Source organism: Ligilactobacillus pobuzihii E100301 = KCTC 13174 (genome assembly GCF_000349725.1).
GTDB lineage: Bacteria > Bacillota > Bacilli > Lactobacillales > Lactobacillaceae > Ligilactobacillus > Ligilactobacillus pobuzihii.
Genome location: NZ_KB714689.1, coordinates 52,008 through 56,546 on the forward strand (window position 1 = coordinate 52,008; position 4,539 = coordinate 56,546).

The window sequence follows — 4,539 nt, forward strand, 5'->3', positions numbered from 1 at the left end:
ATGACCCTGAGATCGAACTTAAAAAGGCCGCTGACAATGGTTTTCCTTATGTTGACTTGGAACGTAAGTTGTTGATAACGGGGAATTCATCAACGCACAATGGTCCTTTACTAGAAAAAATCAATGCTCGGCGTGGGTACAACGACGAAGCTGCTGAATTTTTAGCGCAACTAAAAACAAAATTGGATCAATAATACTTAACTCTGGAGACTGGGACAAAACAATATCCCAGTCTCTTCTTTTGCTAAAAATAATCAAATTATCGCTTCTAATTTTTACAGCATAAACGTGTTTCAAAAGTCTGAATCCTCAATGTAGTGGCGTAAATGTCATTACATAACGGCTTCAAAACGACTTTTGTCCCGCTCTCTTTTTGTTGTTTTGCTGCTGACGCTGCTCACCTGAACATTTATTTGCCTAACAATTTTCACGCAAAAAACTCCCAAGTCCATGACAGACCTGAGAGTATCAAACATTTTCGCTGTTTTTAGCGTAATCAATAATTATAGGGAGGTTATTGGTTACAGGGATATATTGTACCAAACATTGAATAAATTGTTAACAACTTAATTCAATTATTTCAATTTAAATTGATGACTATTCGCGGATGGTTGTCGTGTATATTGCTATAAAAAAGCTACCCTGCCCACAATGTCCGAAATAACCCCGTCATTTTATTAAAAAAGTTGGATCCCGTTACCGACCACAAAACTCGTTAAAGAAACAAGTAAGATCAAGGTCAGCATGATCACATGTGCCTTTTTATGGTTAGCCATCAATGCGATATATTCCCGAATAAAGGCATTAGGTATGAAGAAATTACTAGTTTTAGCGCCGATCCCATCGATCTGCAAACCAACGTAACGCGCGTATCCAGCTGCCCGAAAAGTATGATAATCACTAGTTGAAAATAAACCACGGTTCAAGTTAACTTGAAGATCAGTTAAGATTTGTTTAGAAAAAGCCATGTTTTCATAGGTATTTTTTGACTTTTTTTCTGCCAAACATTTATCTGCCAAAGCCCCGTGCGCTAGTGCATATTTTTTCATTGCTATCCCCTCAGGCACTGTCTCGTCTCTTCCCTGTCCACCTGAAAAGACCAACCAGGGATAACTCCCCGTTTTTGCTTGCTGGCTCTGCGCAAAGTCCAGCGCCCGCTGAATGCGTGAAGCCAAAAGCGGCGAAACTTGGTCTCCATTGAGTAAGCCTGCCCCAAGGATAATGATATAATCTTGGTTATAACGCGGTCGGTACAGACGAGTTAATACGAATGACGTGATGAATGCCAAGAACCAAAAGGCTAAATAGGCTAAGATCGGAACAACAAAGGTCGTATACAGTGTAACTGAATTTTGCGGAAATAAGTCGTGATCTAAAGTGCGTAACAATGGCAAGACAATGGTCACTAATAAGCCTAAAGCCAAGGTCAACATGTTGCCGAGTGTATGACTTTCTTTTTGCCAGACAGTAAAAGCGTTCCACAACAGCAAAACACCTAACAAGGTATATAAGATCAGTAGTGGCAGCATTATAATTACCAAAACTACTAGTAATACAGTATTCAACCATTGAATTTGAGTTGCTTCGATTGCAACGATCAATGTTACACCACCACTTAGCAGTGCTAAATTACACAAGACCCCGTTTAATAAACGAAACTTATTTTGGTGCAAACTAAGGCCTAGTAAAATTAAACAGATCAGTGTGAAAAAGGCTCCACCACTGATCAAAAAGATTGATTGGCTCATTTAAAATACCTCGATCATCGTAAGAATAATTATTTGCCAAGCTGTGCGGTTTGACTATGACCAATAATACAAGAAATTCACTGTTTTTCAAACTTAAGCTGTGGTGACTTTAATCAAAAACTGTGATCCCCTGTTGACTCAAAGCATCACTGACAACTTGACGTACTGCTTGGTCGTTGATTCGATCAGAAAAAATGTAAGCCACATAAAGCGCACGGATGGAATCAGAATTCCATTTGCCGTTCTTACCAGCTAAAGCAAAGGCTAAGTTACTATATAATTTATCAACTGGCCCAAAAATTAAAGCTTGTTGGGCTAATTCAATGCCTGATCTAGCGAACCTGATCGCTTTTTGGTATTGTTTGGTAACGAGGTAAAAATAGGATGCGTTGCTCCAGATCTGCAATGCTGCATATTGGTATTTGCGTGGGGAATACTCCTTAAAAGCATCTTGAGCTGCATCGATATAATATTGTGCAGGACCAGTTTTATTGGCATACAGATATTCGATCCCCAATTCACTGAAAACTAACGGGAGCAAGACTCCTAGTTTTTCCTGATCACCTTGTAAAAAGCGGTTATAGGTAAAGATCATGTCAGACTGTGTCCCACCCAGATGAGCAAAAATACAAGCTTGGACAAAATCATACCACAGCTGTTGTTGCTCAGTTAAATATGTATCAGTTGTTATTTTTTTCAAGATTTTTTGAGCTGATTCAAACTGCTGGTGGATCAAGTGTAAGTTTACGTCTTGAATAATCTCATCAGGATCGACATATTCTTTAACTTGAATAATTTCAGAAAAACTTAAATTTAAACGTGTGACGATTTTCTCTAAAGTTTCACCTGAAGGAATTGAGGAACACGTTTCGATCTGACTGATCATCCCTTGTGAAGTAATTCCCTCAGCTAGTTCCACCTGTGACATTTTCAACTCTTTTCTTTTTCTTCGAATCAATTCTCCATTGATCATATGGATTTTCCTTTCAATAAAATGTAAATTTTTCTCTCTTTTTTGATCGTTTGTGATCGTGGACTCGCAATATCTTCCATTATACACAATATCTCCACCTTGAACCATACCTAAATGCTGACCTCTTCAGACCTGACGCGAGTTTATACGCTTAATTAGAATATATAAAAAGATTGTGATTTATACAGGCCTTAGCTCAAAATTTTATATAATAAGAGAGAGTCGCGGTAGAAACAAGCTTTTTTCTGATAATTTTTAGTTGGTTGTAAAAAACCTTTCAGTGTAAATGTGCGTATAAAGATGCAAATATTTTTTCTGAATTTAGTAAAAAAACGTCCATCTTTTGCTTAATTTCATCAAATTTTGGTACAAAACACGGCCTTTAGCTAAATCTATAACAATAAAAAAACTGCCCCCCTCAAAAATCACGGGAACAGCTTTCTAATTTCAAACTAGTCGTTCATTGGTAAGATCTACTTTGTAGCGTGACTTAAATCCTCGCTCATCACGCACGATCGCGTAATAAAGTGTTCGCTTCGAATCTTTCAGCAGCTGGATGTCTTCCAGATGTCCAAAAACCTGCGCAGTCCGTAAAATTTCTCTTACACGCCGTTTGACAGAGCGACCCTCTACAAAAGAATCGAAAAAGGAGCTATTTTTAGCGACCACAAGATCACCTCACTATCTGTCATACAATGTTACTTGCTCATCATAAAAATTATCACGCAAATTTAACAAGAGTTCTTTGACAGAATCATTAAATTCAGACCAGCTTTCATTATTATAAGCCCGATCTGACTGACCATCAAAATACAAAACACCATATGCTCCAGAGCGTAAAAAGCCTAGTGAATTGCCTAAAACAACGGCGAAAACCGTTGCGCCTTCTAGCGGATCATAATTCTTCACAAAGCGTAAAGTGACCTTATTACGCTTAACTAATTTCTTCAATTCGGGTACTGCCCTAAGTTGCGTGTGATAGACCATCGCCAACTGCGCAAAATGTTCCAAATCTCGACGTGGGATATCTTGGCCGAGTTCATAACCGTACAAATGATAACCGACACGCAGATCTTTTTTATAGGTCACCTTATTTCTGCTAGAAAGAGCTACGATGCTTGCCAAAGTATTTTCTAAATAACTTGCCATTTTACCATTACGCCTCTTTTCATTTGAATCGATCCAGCGTCAACAATTAACATTTCATTTCATCTTTATTTTAACTCTGATCACAGTTATTTTCCGCAAAAAAGTTTTAGAAAAAATGCTTTTTCGAACTTTATTTCTTCTGTTTTGCTTAGTGCGACGCTGGTTTTAGCTATCTTTTTCAAAATGCTGGTTGACATCCACTCATTTTCCCCTTAAAATTCTAATAATATTATAATAAAGATACATATTATGTTGAAAGGCGGACTTGTCAGACATTTTGATAAGTTCGCTTATAGTTTCAACTTAGCTACTTATAGGAGGGAAATATATGTTTAAGAATTATACGAGGATCCCCTTAATTGGACGGATACTTGTCGGCATTGTTATAGGTGTATTTGTAGGGATCGTGTTTCCTTCCTGGACCTGGATCGATATCTTAGGTGACCTCTTCATTGGTGCCTTAAAAGCCATTGCCCCCGTCTTAGTCTTTTTAGTGATCATGTCGGCAATTTCCGGTTATGAAAAAGGAGCAGACAATCATTTTGGCACGGTGGTCATTTTATACTTAGGAGCGACCTTCCTATCCGCCGTAGCGGCTGTGGCAGCTTCATACTTTTTCCCGATCAAATTGGTGCTTTCCAAGGCCACGACTGCAGACACGGCTAATGC

At 38.3% G+C, this 4,539-nt stretch carries 4 protein-coding genes and 1 pseudogene; 2 read left to right on the top strand and 3 right to left on the bottom strand.

Annotated elements, in window-relative coordinates; translation table 11 throughout:
* A pseudogene (locus LACPOB_RS12695) lies at positions 1-194 on the top strand (metallophosphoesterase family protein); the annotation flags it as partial.
* A 483-nt stretch (positions 195-677) separates the two neighbouring features.
* Here LACPOB_RS12695 and LACPOB_RS0103335 read toward each other — a convergent pair.
* The 3 genes from LACPOB_RS0103335 to LACPOB_RS0103350 all read right to left on the bottom strand — a co-directional run bounded on the left by LACPOB_RS0103335 (position 678) and on the right by LACPOB_RS0103350 (position 3,870).
* Positions 678-1,748: a YdcF family protein gene (locus tag LACPOB_RS0103335; RefSeq protein WP_017867409.1), complete on the bottom strand. Its 1,071-nt coding sequence runs from the start codon at positions 1,746-1,748 to the stop codon at positions 678-680.
* Positions 1,749-1,857: 109 nt separating this feature from the next.
* Complete coding sequence (locus tag LACPOB_RS0103340; protein WP_225429652.1) at positions 1,858-2,808, bottom strand: helix-turn-helix domain-containing protein; 951 nt, start codon at positions 2,806-2,808, stop codon at positions 1,858-1,860.
* Between the two features lie 594 nt (positions 2,809-3,402).
* Complete coding sequence (locus LACPOB_RS0103350; RefSeq protein ID WP_017867412.1) at positions 3,403-3,870, bottom strand: hypothetical protein; 468 nt, start codon at positions 3,868-3,870, stop codon at positions 3,403-3,405.
* A gap of 328 nt (positions 3,871-4,198) precedes the next feature.
* On the opposite strand from LACPOB_RS0103350, the gene LACPOB_RS12985 reads away from it, so the two are divergent.
* Positions 4,199-4,539: cation:dicarboxylate symporter family transporter (locus tag LACPOB_RS12985; RefSeq protein WP_017867414.1), on the top strand; the 341-nt coding region annotated here is incomplete at its 3' end.

Coding starts and splice junctions, on each gene's coding strand:
- LACPOB_RS0103335 (WP_017867409.1), bottom strand. CDS start 1,748: ATGAGCCAATCAATCTTTTTGATCAGTGGTGGAGCCTTTTTCACACTG.
- LACPOB_RS0103350 (WP_017867412.1), bottom strand. CDS start 3,870: ATGGCAAGTTATTTAGAAAATACTTTGGCAAGCATCGTAGCTCTTTCT.